Source organism: Herbaspirillum sp. meg3, assembly GCF_002257565.1.
Taxonomy (GTDB): Bacteria; Pseudomonadota; Gammaproteobacteria; order Burkholderiales; family Burkholderiaceae_D; genus Herbaspirillum.
The window spans coordinates 4,921,173-4,944,439 of the sequence record NZ_CP022736.1; the positions used below are offsets into that span (position 1 = coordinate 4,921,173).

General features: G+C 59.7%; 16 protein-coding genes. 5 read left to right on the forward strand and 11 right to left on the reverse strand.

The annotated features are described in order from the left end of the window. The first annotated feature begins 26 nt into the window (after positions 1 to 26). The 4 genes from hmeg3_RS22165 to hmeg3_RS22180 all read left to right on the forward strand — a co-directional run bounded on the left by hmeg3_RS22165 (position 27) and on the right by hmeg3_RS22180 (position 3,866). On the forward strand, positions 27 to 1,571 hold the full coding sequence (locus hmeg3_RS22165) for an efflux transporter outer membrane subunit (protein WP_304441838.1): 1,545 nt from the start codon (positions 27 to 29) through the stop codon (positions 1,569 to 1,571). 234 nt (positions 1,572 to 1,805) lie between these two features. Then, complete coding sequence (locus hmeg3_RS22170) at positions 1,806 to 2,309, forward strand: DUF1993 family protein (RefSeq protein WP_094565672.1); 504 nt, start codon at positions 1,806 to 1,808, stop codon at positions 2,307 to 2,309. Between the two features lie 304 nt (positions 2,310 to 2,613). Further along, positions 2,614 to 3,225, forward strand: coding sequence for a superoxide dismutase (locus hmeg3_RS22175; RefSeq protein WP_094566508.1), 612 nt, complete (start codon positions 2,614 to 2,616; stop codon positions 3,223 to 3,225). Between the two features lie 26 nt (positions 3,226 to 3,251). Further along, positions 3,252 to 3,866 (forward strand): DUF2325 domain-containing protein, encoded by a 615-nt coding sequence (locus hmeg3_RS22180; protein WP_094566509.1) that lies wholly within the window; start codon positions 3,252 to 3,254, stop codon positions 3,864 to 3,866. A gap of 12 nt (positions 3,867 to 3,878) precedes the next feature. On the opposite strand, the gene hmeg3_RS22185 is transcribed toward hmeg3_RS22180, so the two are convergent. The 8 genes from hmeg3_RS22185 to hmeg3_RS22220 form a co-directional block, all read right to left on the reverse strand. After that, positions 3,879 to 5,387 (reverse strand): SulP family inorganic anion transporter, encoded by a 1,509-nt coding sequence (locus hmeg3_RS22185; RefSeq protein ID WP_094565673.1) that lies wholly within the window; start codon positions 5,385 to 5,387, stop codon positions 3,879 to 3,881. Between the two features lie 277 nt (positions 5,388 to 5,664). After that, positions 5,665 to 7,275, reverse strand: a complete 1,611-nt coding sequence (locus hmeg3_RS22190) for a methyl-accepting chemotaxis protein (RefSeq protein ID WP_094565674.1) — start codon at positions 7,273 to 7,275, stop codon at positions 5,665 to 5,667. Positions 7,276 to 7,316: 41 nt separating this feature from the next. After that, positions 7,317 to 8,309: a M14 family metallopeptidase gene (locus hmeg3_RS22195; protein ID WP_094565675.1), complete on the reverse strand. Its 993-nt coding sequence runs from the start codon at positions 8,307 to 8,309 to the stop codon at positions 7,317 to 7,319. Between the two features lie 29 nt (positions 8,310 to 8,338). Beyond that, entirely contained in the window at positions 8,339 to 9,637 is a 1,299-nt protein-coding gene (locus tag hmeg3_RS22200) for an MFS transporter (RefSeq protein WP_094565676.1), read from the reverse strand. A gap of 316 nt (positions 9,638 to 9,953) precedes the next feature. Continuing rightward, complete coding sequence (locus hmeg3_RS22205; protein WP_094565677.1) at positions 9,954 to 10,868, reverse strand: LysR family transcriptional regulator; 915 nt, start codon at positions 10,866 to 10,868, stop codon at positions 9,954 to 9,956. A gap of 31 nt (positions 10,869 to 10,899) precedes the next feature. After that, the gene (locus tag hmeg3_RS22210; protein ID WP_157739328.1) at positions 10,900 to 11,553 is read right to left on the reverse strand and encodes a hypothetical protein; all 654 of its coding nucleotides are present in this window, start codon (positions 11,551 to 11,553) and stop codon (positions 10,900 to 10,902) included. Positions 11,554 to 11,661: 108 nt separating this feature from the next. Continuing rightward, positions 11,662 to 13,317 (reverse strand): hypothetical protein, encoded by a 1,656-nt coding sequence (locus hmeg3_RS22215; protein WP_094565679.1) that lies wholly within the window; start codon positions 13,315 to 13,317, stop codon positions 11,662 to 11,664. Positions 13,318 to 13,425: 108 nt separating this feature from the next. Continuing rightward, on the reverse strand, positions 13,426 to 15,057 hold the full coding sequence (locus hmeg3_RS22220) for an HD family phosphohydrolase (RefSeq protein ID WP_094565680.1): 1,632 nt from the start codon (positions 15,055 to 15,057) through the stop codon (positions 13,426 to 13,428). A gap of 498 nt (positions 15,058 to 15,555) precedes the next feature. Here hmeg3_RS22220 and hmeg3_RS22225 point away from each other — a divergent pair, with 498 nt between their 5' ends. After that, positions 15,556 to 16,329 carry a 3',5'-cyclic-nucleotide phosphodiesterase gene (locus hmeg3_RS22225; protein ID WP_094565681.1) on the forward strand — a complete coding sequence of 258 codons (774 nt, stop codon included), beginning with the start codon at positions 15,556 to 15,558 and terminating at the stop codon, positions 16,327 to 16,329. Between the two features lie 81 nt (positions 16,330 to 16,410). Here the strand turns inward: hmeg3_RS22225 and hmeg3_RS22230 are convergent, their stop codons facing one another. Genes hmeg3_RS22230 through hmeg3_RS22240 form a run of 3 tightly spaced genes read right to left on the reverse strand, consistent with a single transcriptional unit; the run spans position 16,411 to position 23,046 of the window. After that, complete coding sequence (locus tag hmeg3_RS22230; protein WP_094565682.1) at positions 16,411 to 17,178, reverse strand: FecR domain-containing protein; 768 nt, start codon at positions 17,176 to 17,178, stop codon at positions 16,411 to 16,413. Between the two features lie 20 nt (positions 17,179 to 17,198). Then, a complete protein-coding gene (locus hmeg3_RS22235) occupies positions 17,199 to 21,440 on the reverse strand; it encodes a filamentous hemagglutinin N-terminal domain-containing protein (RefSeq protein WP_094565683.1) in 4,242 nt (1,413 codons plus the stop codon). 1 nt (position 21,441) lies between these two features. After that, complete coding sequence (locus hmeg3_RS22240) at positions 21,442 to 23,046, reverse strand: ShlB/FhaC/HecB family hemolysin secretion/activation protein (RefSeq protein ID WP_094565684.1); 1,605 nt, start codon at positions 23,044 to 23,046, stop codon at positions 21,442 to 21,444. Between the last annotated feature and the right edge of the window lie 221 nt (positions 23,047 to 23,267).

A 23,267-nucleotide genomic window follows, 5' to 3' on the forward strand; every position in this document is an offset into this window, starting at 1 on the left:
GCGGCCAATGAGCAAAGGAAAATAAAATGAACGCACTCTCAATCAATAACCTCGGAGGCATGGGCAATAAGTTGCTCAAGCCCGTCCGGATCAGTTCTGTCCTGCTGGCAGCCATGCTGGTGCTGGCAGGCTGCTCGGTGGCGCCGACTTACGAGCGCCCCGCCGTGAACACCTCGGTCGCCTACAAGGAAGCTGCTGACGCAAAGGCTGCTTCCGACTGGAAGACCGCACAACCTGCGGAAGACATGGCCCGCGGCGAATGGTGGAAGATCTTCAACGATGAAGGCCTCAACGCCCTGGAAGTCCAGGCGCTCGAAGCCAATCAGAACCTGAAGGCCGCCGCCGCCCGTCTGACACAATCGCGCGCCCTGCGCCAAGACGCACGCTCAGGTCTGTTCCCGCAAATCGACGCCGGTTTCGGCGCGACCCGTCAACGTCCGTCGCCGGCCTCACAAGGTCTGGCGCCGGATGCCAACACCACGCCGAACACCCTCTGGCGTGCACAGTTGGGCGTGTCGTATGAAGCCGACCTGTTCGGCCGCGTCGCCTCCACCGTGGATGCGGCAACCGCCGATGCACAACGCAGCGAAGCGCTGTTCCATTCGGTGCGTCTGGCGCTGCAAGCCGACGTCGCGCAGCAATATTTCCTGCTGCGCGAACTGGATGCCGAGCAAGCGTTGTACAGCGGCACCGTCGATCTGCGCACGCAATCGCTGAAGCTGGTTCAACGCCGCTTCGATGAAGGCGACATCAGTGAAGTCGACGTCGCCCGCGCCAAGTCCGAACTGGCTTCCGCGCAATCGGAATCCTTCGGCATCGCCCGTCAGCGCGCCAATGCAGAACACGCACTGGCGATCCTGCTGGGCAAGACGCCGGCCGAGTTCAACTTCACGCCGCAACCGTTGCAACGTCTGTCGATCACGATCCCCGCAGGTCTGCCGTCCGACCTGCTGGAACGCCGTCCCGACATCGCCGCCGCTGAACGCGCCATGGCCGCCGCCAATGCCCGCGTCGGCGTGGCCCGTTCGGCCTGGTTCCCGCGTCTGGATCTGACCGGTGGTCTGGGTTATGAGTCGGCCAAGCTGGGCGACCTGTTCAACTGGTCCAGCCGTACCTTCCTGCTGGGTCCGCTGGTGGGCACCGCGCTGACCTTGCCGATCTTCGACGGCGGCCGTCGTGAAGCCGGCGTCAATCGTGCCCGCGCTGCGTATGAAGAAGATGTCGCCAACTATCGCCAGACCGTCCTGACGGCCTTCCGTGAAGTGGAAGACAACCTCGCCAGCCTGCGCATCCTGGGCGACCAGACGCGCGCACAAGATGACGCCGTGTCGGCGTCGAACCGCGCCGCCAAGCTGTCGCAATTGCAGTACCGCGAAGGTTCGGTCAGCTACTTCAACGTGATCGATGCCGACCGTACCGTACTGCAACAGCAACGCGCTGCAGTTCAGCTCGATGGTGAACGTGCTCGCTCGACCGTTAACCTGATCCGCGCACTCGGCGGTGGCTGGCATGGCCCGCTGACAGCGACGGAAACACAGGCGAAGAACGACGCTGCCGGCAGCAAAATGTAAGTATGTAAGGGCGGTCTACTGCCATTGATGCAGTAGATCGCCATGAGGTGTTTCGTCCCCTTGCCGGCCGGTTCGGTAGCCCATGCTGAACTGGTCGGTTTTTTTATTCCCTGCGGTTGCTTTGCATTGTCTTTATCATCGACAGAAAATAGAAGCAGCCGTTGTTGTGTAGTTGTTATCCAACATAGGCAAGGTGCCTACCGCAGCTTTGCCACATTTATTCCAGGAGTCACTATGTCGCTCACCATGTACCAGGCTTCCATCCCCGTATTCACCCGCGCGTTGAACATTCTGTCGACCTTGCTCAACAAGGCCGCCGCCCATGCAGAAGAAAACAAGCTCGATCCGGAAACACTCCTGAATGCACGTCTGTACGACGACATGTATTCGCTGATCGGACAAGTCCAGCGCGCCAGCGACGCCGCCAAACTCGGCACCTCGCGTCTGACGGCAATCCAGCCGCCAAGCTTTGCCGATGAAGAAACCACCTTCCCGCAATTGCAGGAGCGCATCGCCAAGACCATCGCTTTCCTCGACGCCGTGAAGCCGGAACAATTCGACGGCAGCGAAGAACGCGAAATCATCATCAAGCTGCGCGGCCAGGAAACGAAGTTCACCGGCCAGGCTTATCTGCTCACGTTTGTGCTGCCGAACTTCTTGTTCCACGTCACGACCGCCTACGACATCCTGCGTCACAAGGGTGTGGTCATCGGCAAGATGGATTATCTCGGATTCTAGTTGCATAGCGGATATCAGCCCGATCGAAAAGCCGGCGCATGCCGGCTTTTTTGCGTCCGCTGGAATGCACTGAAAAACCTATGAAACGTAGGGATATCGGATTCCCATTTTCATCTAAAATCGAGGTCCTTCGTCCGTGCCTGCGCCCCGTATGTTTCACCGCGCGCAGCCGCAACACCGCACGAGCGCCAGCGCTGTTTCAGCCAGCACAGTCAATCCAGCAGCACATACCGCCACCTATCCGGCAGCCTCCCTTATTCATCCCGGCCTTCACGCCGGCCATGACTTACAACCGGAGAAAACCATGCCCTATAGCCTGCCTGCCCTGTCTTACGCCTACGACGCGCTGGAACCGCACATCGATGCGCAAACGATGGAAATCCATCACACCAGGCATCACCAGACTTATATCAATAATCTCAATGCCGCCGTTGCCGGCACCGATTGGGAAAAACTGAGTGTTGAAGAACTGGTCTCGCGCGTCAAGGAAGTACCGGACAACATCAAGGCCGCAGTCGTCAATCAGGGCGGCGGCCACGCCAATCACTCGCTGTTCTGGCAGATCATGTCGCCTGATGGCGGTGGCAACCCCGACGGCAAACTGGCGGCCGCCATGGATGCCGAACTCGGCGGTTTCGACGCTTTCAAGGAGGCGTTCACCAAGGCCGCGATCTCACGCTTCGGCAGTGGCTGGGCGTGGCTCAGCGTGACGCCGCAAAAGAAGCTGGTGGTGGAAAGCAGCGGCAACCAGGACAGCCCACTGATGAACGGTAACACGCCCATCCTCGGCCTCGACGTGTGGGAGCATGCCTATTACCTGCGCTATCAAAACCGCCGTCCGGAATACATCGGCGCCTTCTACAACGTGGTGAACTGGCCGGAAGTCGCGCGGCGTTATCAAGCCGCACTGCAATGACGACGGCAGGCAACAAGGAGCTTCGCATGAACATGCAGAATCAGGACGTCACGCTGCTGGAACGCGAACAGCGCACGCTGGTGTCGCATCTGGCGCGCGTACAAACCCGCTGCAGCGCCTTGATTCAGGAACAGGCCGCCGAAATCACCGGCCTCAAGGCCGAGGCTATGCGCATGCGCGCCGCGATCATCGCGCGCGATACCGCATTGGCCTGGGCTTACGAAGACCGTGCTGCGCTGGAAGCGGCCATCCCCGATCTGCCGCAACGCGCCACGCTAGCGCGACGGGTGAAGGAGCTGAGCAAGCGTTTGCAGGAATTGATGCGAGAAAAATTGCGGCCGACCATCTCTCTTCCGGCGAGTGCGAACATGCCGTCAGAGAATGTCGTTGCAGAAGAAAAACTGTCGGCTGAACCGGAAGAAATCGCCGCACTGGAAGCCAGTATTGTCGCCGCCGACCTGGTGATCTGCCAGACCGGTTGCCTGAGCCACGGCGCGTACTGGCGCGTGCAGGATCATTGCAAGCGCACCGGTAAAATCTGCATGCTGACGGCGCAGCCTGCCAGCGTGCGGATCGTGCGTATTCATCAGAACGATGACGGCGCACACAGCACCAGTCTTGAAGAGCAGACGCCGGAATAACAACCGAGAAGATCAGTGGGCGGCTGCGGCAACGTCCAACTGGGTGACATCCATGCCTGCGCGCTGCAGCAGTTGCTGATTGCGTTTGGACAAATGCATCATGTGCAATTGCTTGCCTGCTTTGCCATAACGTTCAGACAAGGCCTCCAACGCAGCAATCGCCGAATGGTCGGCAAGATGCAGATGACGGCAATCGAGCACCACACGATGCGGATCGCGTTGCGCGTCGAACATTTCCTGGAAATGCGTGGTCGATGCGAAGAACAGCGTACCGTGCAACTGGTAAATCTTTTCATCCGCACCCGCTTGCACGATGTCGGCGCGGATTTCACGCGCATGCTGCCAGGCGAAATTGAGCGCGGCAATCACGATGCCGCACAACACCGCCACTGCCAGATCGGTGAAGACAGTAATGACGGTGACGGCCACGATGACCAGCGCATCATGGCGCGGCACCTTGCCCAAAACGCGCAGCGATCCCCAGGCAAAAGTTTCCTGCGCCACCACAAACATCACGCCCACCAACGCTGCCAGCGGAATGCGCTCGATCCACGGCGACAGGAACAGGATGAACAACAGGATCATCACGCCGCTGATAGCACCGGACAGGCGCGAGCGGCCGCCCGAACCGAGGTTGATCATGGTCTGGCCGATCATGGCGCAACCGCCCATGCCACCGAACACGCCGGAGAGGACATTGGCCGCGCCCAGCGCCAGACATTCACGATTGGCCTGGCCGCGCGTCTCGGTAATATCGTCGGTAAGGTTGAAGGTCAGCAAGGTTTCCAGCAGACCGACAATCGCCATCAGCACGGCATACGGCGCAATGATGCGCAGCGTCTCCATCGTGAGCGGTACTTCCGGGAAATGAAAAATCGGCAGATTGCCGGCGATGTGCGCCATGTCGCCCAGCGTGCGTGTAGGCAGATGCAGCACCTGGCTCAACACGCCAATGCCGACGATGGCGGCCAGCGCCGGAGGAATCGCCCTGGTCACGCGCGGCAACAGATAGACGATCAGCATGGTGACGACCACCAGCCCTACCATGACCAGCAACGGTGTGCCTTGCAGCCAGTGCACACCATCCGGTGTCGTCTGTTTGAAGTGTTCCAGTTGCGCCATGGCGATGACAATAGCCAGCCCGTTCACGAAGCCCAGCATCACCGGATGCGGCACCATGCGCACCAGCTTGCCCAGGCGCAAGGCGCCGAACAGCAGCATCAGCACGCCGCTCAACAGCACCGTTGCGAGGAAATACTGCGCGCCGTGCTGCACCACCAGCGCCACAATCACCACCGCCATCGAACCCGCCGCACCGGAAATCATCCCTGGACGGCCGCCGAACAACGCCGTCACAGTACAGATGATGAAAGCGCCATACAAACCCATCAGCGGATTGAGCTGCGCCACCAGTGCAAAAGCGATGCACTCCGGCACCAGCGCAAAGGACGAGGTCAGCCCGGCCAGGACGTTGGCTTTGGGATTCGAGAGCCACTCATCCCGAAAAGAAATTTTGTTCATTGATCGTTATCCGTAGTCTGATGCCGGCGAATTGTCTGACGAGGTCAGAAAGATGCAATTTGCACACCCGCCAAAGGCGAAACAGAGATGACGACCTGCAGGAAAAACGCTCAGCAATAAAGCATGGGAAGCAAGGAGCGCTCAGAAAGGGAGATGTCAGATTGTTGCGTAGGAGGCAATGCGTAAGCCGGATCGGCGCCAGCAAGGGGCTGTGCCGATCTCGTATTTTACCGCATCCGCCATCGAGACTCTGATGCGACCCCGCTGCGGCTGCGGCTCAGGCCAGCCGGGCGGCAGCGTAGTGAGGCAATACCGACGGCAAACGAGAGGCGTGATCCAGCGAAAATACACTCACCAACTGCGCCAGCGCCGCAGCCTGGGTCTGCATGGAGGACGCCGCTGCTGCGGCTTGCTCCACCAGCGCGGCATTCTGCTGGGTCATCTCGTCCATCTGACTGATGGCGTCGTTGACCTGCTCGATGCCGGACGATTGCTCGCGGCTGGCGAGGCTGATTTCGCCGACGATCTCGGCAACCTTACGGACGCTGTCGACCACGCGTTCCATGGTCGCGCCGGCCTGCTCGACCAGTATGCTGCCGTCACCAACTTTCTTTACGGAGTCGTCGATGAGCAGCTTGATTTCCTTGGCGGCGGTGGCGCTGCGTTGCGCCAGGCTGCGGACTTCACTCGCCACCACGGCGAATCCTCGCCCCTGCTCGCCGGCGCGTGCCGCTTCGACAGCCGCGTTCAAGGCTAGGATATTGGTCTGGAAGGCAATGCCGTCGATCACACTGATGATGTCGACAATCTTGCGCGACGAACCATTGATCGCGGTCATCGTCGCCACTACGCGCCCAACCACTTCGCCGCCTTCGACGGCAATGCCGGATGCCGCCGAGGCCAACTGACTGGCGGTGTCGGCATTATCGGAATTCTGACGCACGGTGGAAATCAATTCTTCCATCGCCGATGCGGTTTCTTCCAGTGCGCTGGCCTGCTGCTCGGTACGCGCCGACAGATCGTGGTTGCCGGTGCTGATCTCGCTGGAGGCGATGGCGATCGTCTGCGTGCCTGTGCGGACATTGCTGACGATGTTGCGCAGGCTGCCGTTCATATCGTTCAGCGATGACAGCAGTTGGCCGACTTCATCGCCACGCTTGCCGCCTTTTCCGTCGACATCACTGATCTGCGTCGTCAGGTCGCCATCGGCAACACGGCGCGAGATGCCCAGCGCAATATTGATCGGACGTGTAATTCCCACTGTCAGATACCAGGCGCAGAAGCAACCGAGCAGCAGCGCCACTCCCTCCAGGATCAGCAGCAGGCGACGGCTGCTGGCAGCGATGTCGTCGATCTGCTGGGTGGTCTTGTCGATATCGCGCTGTTCCAGCTCCAACAGCTTGAGCATGGAATCCTGATAGCTCTTCGCCAGCGGCACGAACTCCTGATCCAGGATGCGATTGCCTTCTTCGATGTTGCCGGCCGATTTCAGATCGAGGATGTGGTAGTGCGATGCCAGATACACCTTGCGACGCTCGCCGATGTTCTGAAACAAGGCCTTCTCTTCTTCGCTGCTGAGCAACTCGCCGATCTCTTTTTGCAGTCGTGTGGAGTTGTTGGTCGAGGCCTTGGCTTCGTCGATGAAGTAGGTCTTGAGCGTCGGATCGGCGCTGCGCGAAATCGCGATGGTGCGCACGATCCCTGCCCGCAAGCTGCCGTACCAGCTGGAGATCAGCCGCTCCTTGCGCGCCGACTGCTCGACCATCGCCCGCGTGACATCCGACACCACTTGCAGACGCCAGATACCAATCGCCGTAATGACAATGGACAGCAGCATGATCACGGCAAATCCCAATGCCAGCCGTTTGCCGATTTTCATTTTCCCCATGATGCGCTTGCTCCCCTGAGTTTTTGTGTCTCGCGCTTTGGCTAATTTTGCTGGCGCGCGACGATATGCCCCAGCCGCACCACGGTCACGCCGGGTCCGAGCTGGCGCAGCGATGGCATGACGATGACGCAGTTGTCATACGGTGTGACGAATTCGCGTTCGCCTTCGCGTGCAATGACGGTGCCGGCCTTGGCGATGATTTCCATGCCGCGATAATCTTCGGCAAATTCAAAATCGTAGGACGTCGCCACCACCGGCTCGGTCACGCGGAAGAAACGTTGCGGTGCCGGCTCACCCGCCAGCATGAAGCCGCGCAACGCGCTCTCGGCCATCACGCCGGTGGCGATCATGAAACGGCAGGCCGAGTTCATCGCCACTTCCTTGCTGCGTGCAGAGAAGTGCTGGCCGGTTTCGATCAGCAAGGCATTCTTGGCGCTGGCCGGATCGCCGAAACCGGCGTAGTCGCGCATGCGCTTGCCGTTGGGATGGCCCACGTCGATGATCACGTGCTCGGGCGCACCCACGTCCGCTGCGAACTGGATGCCCTTGTCCAGCGGACCGCTGACGATCAGCGGCGGCGCTTCTTCATGCATGGAATGCAGATCCAGCATGTAGTCGACGGTGTCGATAATGGGGCGCAGCTGGCGTGCACGGCGCAGCTCGATGCTGTCTTCAGCGCCGTCGAGGCGCGACGACGACCAGACGCGGTTCATGTCTTCGTCGACATAGCGAGTCGCATCCGGATTGCTTGCATCGAAGCGGCGATACGCCTCAACATTGGCAAAGCCCAGCGTGACGCGCCCCTTGAGCGGTTTCAGTCCGGCTTGCAGCAAACGGTCGACGGTGATTGCGCCGCTCACTTCATTGCCGTGCATCAGCGCAAGGATCATCACATGCGGACCGGCGATACCGCTGTCGATGCTGTGTACATAATCGACGCCGGTATTACCGTGCTGCCATTTGTCGATATTGGGAAACTCCACCTCGACCGGATAGTGTTTCAATTGTGCGCGTACTTGTTCCAGGGTTTTCATGCAAAAGACTCCAGCTAATCCAGATAAATTTATTGGGTGCGCCCCATCCTGCGGCCAAGCGTGATCACGGCCACAAGGCTGATCAACGCAGTCGCCATGACATAGAAACTCGGCGCCATCTTGTTCTCGGTTGCAGCGATCATCCAGGTCACGATCAGCGGCGAGAAACCGCCGAACAACGTCACCGAGAAGTTATAGCTCAGTGCAAGACCCGTGCCGCGTGTCTGCGTCGGGAAAATATCCGACAACATGGCCGGGATCGGCCCCAGGCAAGCCGCAATCAGCACACCCACGATCCCTTGCACGGCGATCAGCGTCGTCACGGTCGGCCAGGTGTTGAGCAGCATGAACAGCGGATACGAGGTCAGGCCGATCGCCAGCATCGCAATCGTCAACACGCGGAAGCGGCCGTAGCGATCCGACAAGGTGCCGAACACCGGCGCCGTCAACATCAGCACCAGGCCCGTGATCAGCGCGCCGATGAAGGACGAGGTGGCGGGAATATGCAGCTGCTTCAGCGCGTAGGTCGGCATGTACAGCTTATGCACGTAGTTGAAGCCGGTGGCGCCGGCCACCACGCCGATGGCCAGCAGCAGCTTGACGCGGTCGCGCACCAGCACGATCATCAGCGGCGATTTCTCCGCCTTGGCGACAGCCGCATCGGCGGCGATTTTCTTGAATTCCGGTGTTTCATCGATCTGGCTGCGGATGTAGAGACCAACCGGCCCCACCAGCAAACCGAAGCAGAACGCTACGCGCCAGCCCCAGTCGTTGAGCTGCGCATCGGTCAGGTTGTAGCTGAGCAAAGCGCTGACGCCCGCCGCCAGCACGGTGGCAAGACCTTGCGTCGACAGTTGCCAGCTGGCGAAAAAGCCGCGGCGCTTGGCGTCGGCATGCTCAACCATGAAGGCCGTTGCGGCGCCGAATTCTCCACCGGTGGAGAAGCCTTGCAGCAAGCGCGCCACAATGATGATCAACGGCGATGCAATACCGATCTGCGCATAGGTCGGTGCAAACGCGATCATCGCGGTACCGACCATCATGATCAGGATCGATGCGGTCAGCGAAGCCTTGCGTCCTGCACGGTCGGCGTAAGAACCGAGCACGATGGCGCCCAGCGGACGGATGACGAAAGAGATGCCGAAGGTGCCGACGCTCAGCAGCAGTGAGGTGGTTTCATCCTGTGCAGGAAAGAACAGCTTCCCGATCACCACGGCGAAGTAACCGTAGATCAGCAGGTCATAAAACTCCAGCGCATTGCCGATACTGGCGGCGCAGATTTCTTTCCAGGGATTTTTGCGGTTTGGCTGCCTGCGGTGCGGTGGCATACGCTGACGAAGATTCAAATTCGGCTGACATGCGGTGACTCCCATTCTCTCTCTGTGCGGCGCATTGCTGCGATGGCAGTCATGTCTGCGCCGCTTATTCTATTGGCTCGCACGCTTCAGTGCGTCTGACACGATGCTCGAAAATAGTGCGCGTTGCAGTCTATTGCACTCTATTTGTGAGCATCTTTCCAGACGTACCGGAAGGCGTTTCGAGAACTTTGAGGGAGTATAGTGAGCGCGATTTTTTGCTTATTGCCGTTTCGGCACAAGCTTGTGCTTTTTGCTGTTGAGTGCCTTGAACGTGCGACTCAATGCATCAGGGCTTGTCGATGGCGTCCGACGCCACGCCGTCCCAGATCGCGTTGACCAGCGCATTGTCGTTGCCGCGCACGCGATACAGTGAGATGTCGAAATTGACGCGCATCTCCGGCTCGCCGATGACCAGCAGACGGCGTTCATTGACGTCTTCCTGCACCAGCCGTTGCGGCAGCCAGGCCACGCCGACGCCGCGTCGCGCCATCTCGTGAATGGATTCGTAGGAGTCGGCTTCGTACACCATGCGTAACGAAATCTTCCTGGGCAAACCGGCCAGATGTTTAGCCAGCACACCGCGCAGCGTCAGCGATTGCGAAAATCCCAGCCAAGGTGTCGGCGTTGCTGCGCTAGCCGGCGCCAGCTTGTATCGCGGGCGTCCCTTGGCATCGGCGGCAACCACCGGCAACAGAATCTCGCGCGCCAGCGTCAGTGATTCATAGCGCATCGGATCGATCAGCAAACGCGTGGTCGGGCTCGAATAAATCACCAGCAGATCGGCATCGCCGGCACCCAGCCGCAAGATCACCTCCTGCGCGCCACCGGTGCTGACCGAAACAGGGAAAGGGCCAAAGCGCTGATTGATGCTCTCATACCAGTCTGGAAAAAACGTCCGCGCCAAGGTACGGCCTGTCGCCACGCGCAAGGTCTGCTCCACCGGGCTGGAGCCATCCTGCAACTGCGCCCGTGCCGCATACAACACATCTGTCGAATGCGTCGCCGCATCCAGAAACAACTGCCCCGCCGCCGTCAGCGACACCGGATGCGAACGCACCACCAGCTCGGCGCCGACCCATTGCTCCAAGGCCTTGATACGACGGCCGAATGCCGGATGCGTGACAAAACGGTTCTCCGCCGCCCGCGAAAAACTACGCGTGCGCGCCAGTTCGATGAAGTCTTCCAGCCAGATCAGATGCACGTCGACGCTCCTTCCTGTTCAGGAAATTTTGCTACTTCGTCACAGGATAAAACAAGGGAGAAATAAATCTGGTATTGCCGCGTTCAGCCGACCATGGTCCTAACGGAAGCAGGTTGATGGAGATGCTATCCTTGAACTGCGGATAGATCTTTTCTACCAGTGCGATGTCCCGCGCACGCATGTCGCGAACTTCCGGATAGGCATCGGCAATGACCGTCAGACCAACCGCGTTTTTGCCGCTCTCCATATTCAGATGCAGATTTCCTAAATATTGGATGCTGCCCGCAACAACCTCAAACTCCAATGGCGACGGATCGACGCTGGGAGTGATTTCATACCCGGCCTGACGTGCAGCGCGCCAACTATCCATGGAGTGTTTACCTGCGGCCAGCTCAAGCACCAACACCTGGCCGTAGCTATCCTTGAACTGACTGCCCTTTACGACGCCGGGAAAAGCTTCACCCAGCGTGCGCAGCATCGTCATGTCGGACAGTCCGTTTTTTCGATCCATGTAGAACGTGCCAACCATTCCTCTCGAGCCAACGCGATCGTGCGAGACGGAGATGACCACCAGTCCCTTGCCGCTGCTGCTGTCCAGTACAACATTGCGCTGCACGCTCTTGGCGGCGCAACCGGCCAACAAGAGCACGACCACCCCCATAAAGAGCTTCACCAGTCTTTTCATTCTTTTCCCCTTTTCAAACGGCAGAACTTATACGCCGCTTATTTATAATGATCTTGTGGCTGAATAACAGCCGAATTCTACGTCACGATACCGCCAAGGAATCGAGTTTCAACGCTGCGCATACAGCACCCGCAACGTCCGCTTCCGAAGCACTTCCGGCTGCGCATCAATTGCCTGGAGATAGGAGATCACCATGGCGCAGGTTCCGTCTGGCGATGCCGCTCGCAACTGCGGCGATCGCAATAGCTGCTGTTGCTCAGGTGTCAGCGACGCCAATAAATGACTGACGGTCTGTTGCGTCTCTTCCTTGCTGAAGGTCTGGCGATTGTCGGGGCTGCTGTCGCGGATCATGGCGGCGGTAAACCGCGCTTCCCGGTCGGTGAGTTCCTGCGGCAGCGATACGCGTGCACGCGCGGACTCGGACTGTGTTGCAGGAAATAAGGTGGCGGCGCAAGCTTCATTGTTTTGCAGTCGCAACGCTTCAGCGCGCTCCAGCAACAGACGCTGAAAGTCCATCAGCGACTTGTCTGACGCCATTGGCAGCAGCCGGCCGGTCATCCGCTCCAACTCCACCCGTGCCGCCGCGACAATCTCATTGTCCGGCCGCTTGTCCTGCGCCTTCTTCCAGGCGCCGTCAACAATGCGATTGAAATCATCCGGGTACTTCACGGACAAGACGTCGAACACTTCGGACTTCTTGAATTCTTCCTCGAGCTTCTCACGCGTGGATGCCGCCGTAGCCAACGTCGCAGTCTCGCCGCCCAGGCTGGTACGGGTCAACACGCCGGCCCGCAGCAGTTCAGCGTGAGTGGGATACCAGACGTCGTCGTGGCTGGTGCGGACAATGCGGTCGATGAAGGCCGATGACAGTCCCGCCTCGCCGTAGGTGTCGCGGGCCAGCTTTTCATCAGTGGACTGCGCGAATTTTTCATCGAAGCCACCCATGGAATGAAAAGCATGGAAGCCGATGCGCGCCGCGGGATCCGCTGCCCGGCTCTTGCCCGCCAGGAAGGCGATGGTGCAGGCCGAGGCGCAATCCTGCTCGACATAAGTATCCAATCCACGTCCGCCAATGATCTTCGCAAGCCGGCGGCCCTGCGTCACCCAGCCGCCACTGGAATACAACACCACCATACGTACACCGGGCGCCGCATCGAGCGCCTTCACGAAGCGCTCGGCGGTGTCGTCATTAATGCCGCCTTTGAGCAGGATGGAACGGCCGTCCGCACGCACTTCAAACGTGGTCTCCGGCCCCCATTGCTTGCCCAACGCCGTGCGCAGGTATTCACCCAATGCCGACTGAATTTTGACAGCGTTGGCGACGGTACCGATCAGTCCGAAGATCAGAATGATTCGGGCAACATTGGCCCAGAGGCGCTTGCCGCCACGCTGCGCGTGCTTGGCCGCGGACATCCACGTTCCCCAAGCACCCCAGCCCCAGGCGAGCCACCCGGCAAACAGCAGCACGATGGTTGCTGCAGCACCATATCGTGCCGGCCCATCGGCAAAAAGAGGTATCACGAGGACGCCAAGCAGCCTTGGCAGCAGCACCGCGAACACCACCGTATGCAACCAGTAAGAGCGCGCCAGCGAATAGTCGCCACGCAGGTGACGACGGAAGAAAGAACCCTTTGATGTCGCCAGGATGGTCGGCTTCAGTAACGGCAATGGCAATGGCGACGGCGGCGAAGATGCGGGAGAGGCTGTCGGCGACAAAGTTTCGGAGGGTGGTGCAGGATTGCCACGGCTTGTTGATGTTTCCATCAGGTGAAATTCCTGCGCTGTTTTTCGCAGTAAGCGATGTGAGATGTCACGGTGGTCAGGTACGATCGCCGAACGGCATCAACCGTCCAGTATCCGGCTGCCCCGGCTTCAGGGAACGAAGCCCGGAATCTTGCTGTGATCGACGACATCGATCTGGCTGGCAGGCATGAATTTCTCTGCGTATTTTTCGTACACTTTGCTGCGCACGAAGACGTCGAACAGATCCGGATCGATGTGATCGCGCTGACGGAAGCCGCCGAGAATTTCCAGCGCTTCGCTGAGCGTGTTGCCGCGCTTGTAAGGACGGTCGGCTGCGGTGAGCGCTTCGAAGATGTCGGCGATCGCCATCATGCGTGCCGGCAGCGACATCTGGTCACGCGTGAGCCCCTTCGGATAACCCTTGCCGTCCATGCGCTCGTGATGGCCGCCGGCGTATTCGGTGACGTTACGCAATTGCTTCGGCCACGGCAGCGACTCCAGCATCTTGATGGTAACGACAATGTGGTTGTTGATGATCTGACGTTCGGCATCGTTGAGCGTGCCCATGCGGATGCGCAGATTGGTGATTTCGTCGTCGGTCAGCGCCGGGATGACATCGCCTTCCGGACCGCGCCATTGGCGTGCGGCGATGGCGGTAACGTGATCCTGATCTTCGGGCTTCATGCCTTCGCTGCCGATGTTGGCCTTACGCAGGAAGTTGCGATCGGCGTCGAGCGCGGCGCATTGTTCCGCCAGCTCGCGATCCATCGCTTCGCTCTGCGCGGCGTCAAGTGCAGCGCCCAGCTCCAGCTTCTTTTTGAGGACAGCGATTTCGGCATCGCGTTTGAGGACTTCAAAACGCGTGTCGATCAGGCCGATACGGTCATAGATGGTTTGCAGCTTGGTCGATTTTTCGACCACGTGGTCTGGCGTGGTGATCTTGCCGCAATCGTGCAGCAGACCTGCCACCCACAACTCGCGGCGATCGCGCTCGGTCATCTGGAAGTCTGCGATCGGGCCCTCGGTGGTTTCGTGCGCGGCTTCGGCCAGCATCATTGCCAGCTCAGGTACGTGTTCGCAGTGGCGACCGGTGTGCGGCGATTTTTCATCGATACCCATGTTGATGAGCTTGATGAAATGTTCGAACAGGTTTTCCAGCCGATAGATAAGCTGCTGGTTGGTGATGGCGATGGCCGCCTGTGATGCCAGCGCTTCGATGAAGTACTGATCGGTCTGAGAAAACGGGTGCGGCTTGCCGGTGTCCGGATCGATCGCATTGACCAGTTGCAACACGCCGACCAGTTCGCCTTCGTGATCCTGCATCGGCACGGTCAGGAAGGACTGCGAGTGGTAACCGAACTTCTCGTCGAACATGCGCATGCCGGAGAAATTGAATTCCTTGGCCTGATACACGTCGGGGATGTTCACCGATTTGCGCGTGTTGGCGGCATAAGCGGCGACGGCACCGAGGTTTTTGGTGCCGTCGGGAAGGGTCAGCTGGATGTTGGGGATGGTGATCTTCTGCTCGCTGCTGCCGCCCTGGTGCATGCCCAGCGTATCGTTGATCGAGATATAGAAGGCCAGACTGTCCTCGTCCTCCACCGTGCGGTAGAGTGTACCGCCGTCGGCCAGGGTAATGCTGCGCGCGGTCTGCAGGATGCGCTCAAGCAACAACGGGATGTTGCGGTTGCTGCTGAGCGCCACGCTGAGTTCGGTCAGCTTTTCCAGGCGGTGGGCGATATCGAGATGCTGGTTTTTCATGTTATTCGTCGGCTCAATGGAGATAGCTGGCCTGCATCGCCCTCTGCGATGCAGTGAAAACGTTTGCTTGCGGTACTTTGTGATTCTGCAAAGATACGCTTCAATACTGACAACAAAGTGTCAAGCAGAGCGCTTTTTTCCTGCCTGTTACTGCAACGAGACACCGGCGCGCTTTTGCGTGCATTTTTTGCCCGCCCGATGAGATGCTGAAATGTCATTTTCCGTCTGACTTCCCCGTTTGCGGCCCTTTGACCTGCGTCATGTCTTGCTGTTGTTTCGCCGGATGCATCGGTGCTTTTTATTGATTTAGACCGGCGGATAACTTACCATCGAACGATGTTGCATAGATTGCCACATTCTGGTTCCAGACAGCAATCTTTGGCATAAAAAAAGAACAGTAGCGTTAAGGGATAGCGTTACCAGGGGGACCGCGGAGAATTTCCGTACGAACACACGTGTTCCGGTCGCAACAATCATCATTTCAATCCAGATCAGACGATGCGCGTAGAAATTCTCGGATGCAGTGGCGGCATAGGCGGCAACACGCTGCGCACCACATCCCTGCTGGTCGACAGCGACATCCTGATCGACGCCGGCACTGGCGTGAACGACTTGCCGCTGCAGGCGCTGGCCGCCATCGACCACGTCTTCATCACGCATTCGCACCTGGACCACATCGCCTGCCTGCCCTTCATCCTCGACAGCGTCGGCGACCAGCGCAACACACCGCTGACCATGCACGCCACGCGCGCGACGCAGGACATCATTCGCAAGCACATTTTCAACTGGCAGATCTGGCCCGACTTCAGCGAGATCCCCTCACCGGAAAATCCCTTCCTGCGCTTCAACACCATCGAAGTCGGCAAGTCGCTGCTGATCGGCGAGCGCAGCATCACCGCGCTGCCGGCCAACCACACCGTGCCCGCTGTCGGCTATCACCTGGAAGACCTGAGCAGCAACACCAGCCTGGTCTTCAGCGGCGACACCACCAGCTGCGACGCGTTGTGGGAAACCGTCAACACCATCGACAACCTGCGCTACCTGATCGTCGAAGCCGCCTTCCCCGACAGCGAGCGCGAACTCGCCAAACTCTCCAAGCACTTCTGCCCCAGCCTGCTGCTGGACGACCTTGCCAAGCTCAAGAGCAATCCCGAAATCCTCGTCACGCACGCCAAACCCGGTCTGTTCAATCAGATCCAAAAGGAATTGCTGCAAGGCGCCGGCGCGCGCAACATCAAGATGCTGATGGCGGAGTCGGTGCTGAACTTCTGAGCGTTCCTCTTTCCTGACCGTCCAAAAACAACGGCGCTGTCTGCACAGCGCCGTACTGTCTTCATACTTTCTGCCGCTGCCTTACTGGACGATGCAATCCACGTTGCCGCCCTTCGCCGCACTCTGCTGAGTGCTCGGTCCATTCTTGCTGATCGATTGCGGCATCGTCACTGGTACGCCTTGCGCCGGCGGAATCACGACCGGCGGCGTATTCAGGTTCGCCACAAATCCGAACTGTCCGGTCTGGAACACCTGCTGCCCGGCCGGATTGGTCAACACGATCGCGCCCTGCGCTACATCGACATGCAGACCGTTTTGCGGCGTGCTACCGCTGCTGGTCGGCACCCCGCCGCAATCGTTCTGGCAGAACAGCGCGCCGAAATGGGTGCCCCGGATACCGATGGTCGCCGTCGGCGTATCGAAACTCACCGCATCGTGATTGCGCTTGCCGACCAGACCCGTGACCGCGCGCAAACCGCCCTTGACCAGGCTGATGCTGATGTTGTCTTTCTCGGGCTTGTCGGCATCGTAGAGATAGCTCTTGACCACCAGTTGCGACCCCGGACGCAGGACGATCTCAGCGTTGTCGAGGAACTTCACGCGGGTATAGGTGTTGGATTCGGTGATCAGCGTATCGCCCTGCTGGATCTTCGACTGGATCGCCAGCACTGCAGTGCTGCCGTCGGCGCGCTTGGCGGTCAGGACGCCCGACAAGTGGGTCACGGTACCGACCACTTGCGCGTAGACGGCGCCACCCCAGGCAAGCAAAGCGAACAGGCAGAGCAGACGCCAGAAATGCAGCAGATTTGCATGGCTATGCCGGGATCTCATGGAAGTAAGTTGTTTCATGTTTATCGATTCCTAAGATGTCAGCTGCAGTACAACTTGACGACTTTTTTGGCGCCACTGGCGGGAGTACTTCCCTGCCCGCTCGTGGTCTCGGTATCGTCGCCACCAAAGGTGCCGGCGGTGCCGCCGGTGGTCTGGGTGTTGTCGAGAACCGGATTGGTGCCTGTCGTGGTGGTGCTTGATGTCGACGTGGTCTGAGTGTTGTTGACGCTGCGGTCGATCTGGCTGGTGGTGTCGGTAGTCGGCGTAACGGTCTGCGTCGTCTGCGTCGCTACCAGTGCCGCTACCGGAATTACCGTGCCGCTTGAAGTGGTAATCGACACGCCTGGCGCATACGTGGGCGTCATCGACGGCGTGTAGAGGCCGGAGGTCGAGATATTGGCGTTAACGTTGATACTGCCGCCGGCGGTGAGGGCGATGGTGCCGCCATTGGTGGATGTGAGCAAACCGTTGACGACGAGAGCGTCGGCAGCCAGACCCGAGCCTGCCACACCGGCGCCAAGGGAGATGCCACCTGCTGCCGTCACGCCGCCGCTGCCGATGGTCAGCGGACTATGCGTCGCAAAAGAAACTGTATGCGACAACATGCCGGCGCTGAGGGTGCCGTTGGTGGTAATGCCCAATGTCGTCAGTCGGTCCGACAGTGTAGGCGGAGTCGTAACCTCAGGCGCCGTGGGCAAGCTCGTCAGGAAATTAGCTCCGCTGCCCAATACCGTTGTCACTGCAGCGCCGGTATTGTCGATGCTGATACTGCCGTTGGCATTGGTGACACCATTGATCTTCACCGCCGAGGTATCAGCCAGCTCCAGATTGTTCACCAGCACGATGTCATTGATGCCACGGTTATTGCCCGCGAATGCCGCGATGCGGTTGGCGCTGGCGTTTAATGTCGTGCCTGTGCTCGAGGAGGTCAGCAGCTGTTGCATCACGTGCAATGAACTCTCGCCCTGCGAGATCGCGCCATTCTGTGCTTCCAGCAACAGGTTGCGCGCCGTGATGTTGCCCACCACCAGATCACCGTCATTACGGCTTAGCGCTACCGTGCCGTTGCTGTTGATGACGCCGGCGGTGGTTTGCGAAAAATTGTCGGTCACGTTCAGTATCGAACCGGTGCCGCCATTGAGAGTGCCGCCATTGGACAAGGTCAGGCTGCTGATGCGTGCGGTTCCGGACAAGTTCAGCACCCCGCGGTTGTACGCTGTCGCACCACCGCCGCCGTAGCTGAATCCGTTGAAACCTTCGCCACCTTCTCCGCCGCCTTCTACCGCGGTGCCGGTGATCGTGATGCTGCTGGAACCGAGCGTGTTGATGCTGCCTACATTGACCGTGTTGCCACTGCCTATGGTCAAGCCGGAGCCATTGTTGAAGGTGATGCTTTTGATCGTGTCGACGCCGTCGCCATAAGCCTGCGACAAGGTCGATCCTTCTGCCACGAAGACATTGTCGATTGCGGTCGGCAAGACACCGCCCGTCCAACTCAGCGCGTTGCCCCAATTACTATCTGAGTTGCCGGAGTATGTCAGGTCCGCCGAACCGCTCATGACCAACGCCAACGTGCCCTTGTAATCGACCTTGAGCATTTGCATGTTGTCGCCTGTACCGATCACGTCGCCCAGCACATGGCGGAAGTAGCTGGAGCCGGCGTTGCTGGTCGTGAAGACGATCGGAGAAAGGCGCGTGTCCAGCGTCGGCACATAACCACCAAGCAACTTGCTCTGCAGCGTACCTCCCAAGTTGACCGTGGTCGGCGCATTGATCGTCAGGACGTCATAGCTGGAGGCGCTGGCGACGTCGATATTAAGCACGCCGGTGACACCCTGCGTAAAGTTGCCGTTGACAGTCATTGCGCCCACCGTCCCAATACCGCCCGGCGACAAAACGCCATTGTTGGTGAATTGGCCGTTGGCGGTGATCGACCCGGTTCCGGACAGCGTACCGCCGGCGTTGTTGTTGAGCGTGGTGATCGCCAGGCTGGCGCCGGTCAGGGTGAGATTGCTATTGTTGTTCACATCGCCGCCGCTGGCGTCCACCGTGCCAAACATCGCCAGGGTGCCGTTGTTGGTCAGGCCTGCGCCGACCGTGATCGTCGTGTCGCCGGTGTAGCCGGTCGGCTTGTTGGCGGTGGAGTCCAGCGTCATCGTGCCGTAGTTGTAAACCTGGCCGGCAAGCAACGAAGTCAGGTAATTGGCCTTGACGATGCCGGCGGCCTCATTGGTGAAGCCGGTCTGCGTCCAGATGGTGCTTTTGGTGAGATTGACGGTACCGGTATTGTCCAGTGCAGCGCTGACGTTGAGCGAGGCATTGGACAGCGTCAGGTTGCCGCTGTTGCTGACCCCGCCTGAAGTGAAGGCGCTGGCACTGGTCAGGGTGGCGTTGCCGTTGTTGGTGAAGGTGCCGGCACTCATGGCGGCCGTGTCGGCCAGCGTCAAGGTGCCATTGTTGGTATAGGCGCTGTTCACGGTCAGATTCGAATTGTAGCCGCTGCCGACGATGCTGCTGGAAGCGTCCACGGTCAGGTTGCCGGTAGCCACGGCGCCGGCTTGTTGCGCATTCGGATCCGATGTGTTGTAACCCAGGTTGAGCACGCCGCCATTTTTAATGGTCAGGTTGCCGTTTCGGAAACCGGCAAGGCCGTCGCTGACGTTGAGCACGCCGCCATTGAGCGACACGGTGGCGCCGCTGATCTCATTCGACAGGATGGCTTCCGAGATGCCGCGGTAATTGCTCAACATATTCAAATCGAGCCTGCCGCTGGTGCTGGTGATGTTGGCGTTGACATAGATATTGCCGTCAGCATTGAGCGTCAATGCGGAATACGCGCCGGCGCTCTTCGTGATCGCTGCATTGATCGTAATGTTGCCGTCGCCGCCCACCGAAGGATCACCTGTCGTGGCCAGCGTCACGTTCATGTCCTGGCTAAGCCAGGTGCTGATGGACGATGCCCTGATCCTGGCGCCGGTGCCGGTCGAGGTGACGGCAAAAGGCCCCGTGCCGGCGGTGGAGATGCCGGCGTTGGCGACGGCATCGCTCACCACTTCCAGATCGTAAGGATCGATAAGCCAGGTGCCGCCGGAACCGACGGTCGGCGCATTGACCACGTCGAGCGACTTCAGGCCCGAGGTATCGACGTAACCGCCCTGGCCCGGCGCACCCTGCGCCGATACATTGCCGTCGATGTAGGCGACCTTGTCCGAATACAGCACCACACTGCCACCCTTGGTGGCGCCATCCGCCGTGATATTCGAACTCGCAGTCGTCGTCAGACTCTGCGACGCGCGCAGGAAGATCCGTCCGCCTTCGCTCACCACGCTGCTGGCGTTGATGTTGCCGCTGTTGTTGATCAGGCCCGCAGCGATGCCGATCCGGCCTGCTTCGGCGGTGATCACACCGAGGTTGGTAACACTACCTGTCGCGCCCGTGACATTGACCGATACGCCCGGCGTGGCCGTATCCACCAGTTGCACGGTTTGTCCGGCGGCCAGCAGGATTTCTCCGTTCGGACTCTGGATCACGCCGCTGTTGCTGACATTCGCGCCGATCAGGTAGACGCTGCCGCCGGTGGCGGTCTTGATGGTGCCTTGATTGTCGACGTTGCCCGCAGTCGCGCCGGCGTTGAAGGTCAGGCGTCCCGCCAGGAAATCGTTGTCGCTGATATTGAGCGTGCTGGCGATGAAACGCGCCACGTCGACTACGCCGCCGGGGCCGACCATGATGCCGTTCTGGTTGATCAGCGCGACAGTCCCGTTGGATTTCAAGAGACCGTAGATCAGCGAAGGATCGGTGCCGGTCACGCGCGCCAGAAAGGCGGCTGCGGAGTTCGGCTGGCTGATGTCGACGACGGCATTGGAACCGATGCTGAAGGTGGTGAAGTTGGCAATCGCCTGACCGGTGGTCTGGTTGATGTTGAGCGTATTGCCGTTTTGCGTGAAGGTCGCGTTGCCGTAGGTGACGGTGCCGCCGACAACCGTGTTGCCATTGACGGTGGTGGTCGGCAAGGTGTTAACCGGCGGCGCGGCGGCCAGCGCGGGGACGTTCCACGCCGCACAGATGGCGGCGGCGGTCATCGAGATGCGCAGCGAATTGCCGAACATCGCGCGCCACGAACGGCGCAGCAAACCAGTCAGCAGCATCGGCACCGCTTTGCGCGGCCGCCAGCTCACGGTCAGACGGCGATTGCCGACCCGCATGGTGAACGACGGCGGCATCAGTTCAACGCTCACGTCGTGTTGGCCGGCAGTAGTCTTTTGGTCAGGATTAGTCATGTCAGAACCCCAATGTCGCGCTTACATGCGCGTTCAAGTCACCACGTTTTTCAGTCAGGGAGGTGCCCGCATTGGCCACCCGCGCCACATCCAGTTTCACATTGAAGTCGCGGCCCAATGCATAGCGCGTGCCGAAACCGAGGCTGGCCACGGTCATGCCCGATGGGATGCCGCTGCTGCCGACGTTGTTGTTGTAGCCCCGGCCAATATCAAAAAAGGCCAGCAGGCGCATGTTGCCCTTGCTGACCAGTTCCGGCGTATAGACCTCGGCGTTGACGATCACGCCGCTGTCGGCAGCGACCGCGCGTTCGGTAAAGCCGCGCACGGTAGTGGCGCCGACCAGACCGAATTGTTCCGCCGATACCAGCGGGTCCTTGGCGTATTGCGCGGTGGCGGCAATACGCATTTGCCAGTCGTTCTTGAAGCCTTTGAAAATCGATGCACCGCCACGCAGAATGATGAAATCGTCGTTGCTGTTGCGGCTGCCCGGCGTGAGGTAGGAATAGCGGTCGACCCGGTTGCCGCCCTGGGTATTGGTGTAAGCCGTTCCGGTACCCCAGTTGCGGGCGATGCCGATGTTGTAGTCGACGCTTTGGCCAACGCCGCGCGTCTGGCCGCTGTAGGTCACACTCAGCGGCATGGTGGTGTAAGGCACGCAAGAGGCGATCGGCGGAGTCGGCGGCGCGATGCTGATTTCAGCGCCGTTGATGCTGCAGCGCGAATCGATTTTTTTGTAGTCGACGCCGAACACCAGCTTGGTGCTGGTCTCGCCTTCGCGTGCAAAGAAATGATTCCAGCGGAAACCGTAGACGTCGCCCTTGCCGGTGAAGCCCAGCACGCCGCCCAGTGTCGGTGATCCGCCCGGGGTGTTGACGCTGGATTTACCGTAGATGAAATCGAGGCTGTCGCCGATGCTGTACAGGGGAATGCGATAACCCAGCGAATAGATGTCGACCTTGACGCCGTGCGGACTGTCCGGCGACGTGGTGTAGGCCAGGGTGCCGACCTGATCGCGGTCGAACAGGTTGGCATGCTGGATCGCCACGCCGGTGCGCCAGTTGCCGGTGGACGCGGCGCCGGTGTTGTCCAGTGTCAGGAACACGCGCAGCGGGTCGTAGTCGGTCACTTTGACTTCGGCGTCGATCTTGCCGTCTTCCTCGGCGGAACTCAGGGACACGTTGATTTGCTTGGCAGCGCTGTCGTTGCTCAGTTGCACGGCTTCGGAAATGGCGCGCAGGTTCGGCGTCTTGCCGATCTCGAGCGCCGGCACACTGGCGCGGATATTCTTTTCGCTGAAATATTTGTTGCCGGTGACGGTGACGTCCCTGATCGCGTTTTCCGTCACCTGAATCCTGACCACGCCGCCGGTAAGTTCCTGCTCGGGCACGTAGACCTGCACCGCGCTGTAGCCCTCCTTGCGGTAAGCGTTGTCGAGCGCTTCCAGCGCCTTTTGCACATCGCCGTAGACGCGGCCGGAGCCGGTCATCGGCGCCACCAGGCGCTGTATTTCTTTCGCAGACAAGAGCGTGTTGCCCTCGACCTGGAAGCGTTCGATGGTGAAACTGTCCTCGGCAAGCGCACTGACGGCAGCAACCGTCAATGTCATCCCCAACAGGCATTGCAGTAAACGTTGTTTCATTTTTTTATGTCGTTCTCAGGACAACAGCAGTCGGACGCTTGCTTTCAAGCAAGCGTCCGGACATCGTCTCGATTTATGATGAATTCCCTACCCTCTTTTGCCGTCGCATGCACAATGCTCCGGCCTACTGCCTGCTGCTCATGCGCGCCGCCAATATTTTGCCCATGCATGACTGCGCGCAACCTACC